The sequence below is a fragment of the Dellaglioa sp. CoH-57-MRSF-21 genome (assembly GCF_056781915.1).
The window spans coordinates 1-231 of sequence record NZ_JBXAXU010000265.1; the positions used below are offsets into that span (position 1 = coordinate 1).

A 231-nucleotide genomic window follows, 5' to 3' on the forward strand; every position below is an offset into this window, starting at 1 on the left:
GTGTTGTGCTGGGCGAGCATGACGGAGGTCTTGCCGGCGTTGGTGTCGGCCTGCCAGGCGGCGAACACCTGCCCGGTCATGCGGTCGACGTCGCCGCCGACGACGCGGCCCTGCTCGATGTACCAGGTGAAGGGATCGCCGGTCGTGGCCGGGTCACGCAGACGTTCGGAGGCATCGGCTTCCGCTTGGTTCACGGTGCCGTCTGGGTTACGGAATCGGTGGATGGTTTCC

General features: G+C 67.1%; 1 protein-coding gene. It reads right to left on the reverse strand.

Annotated elements, in window-relative coordinates; all coding sequences use genetic code 11:
• Nucleotides 1-231 (reverse strand): hypothetical protein (locus AC1RPQ_RS08720; protein WP_481762389.1); only part of this gene is annotated, 231 nt, incomplete at both ends.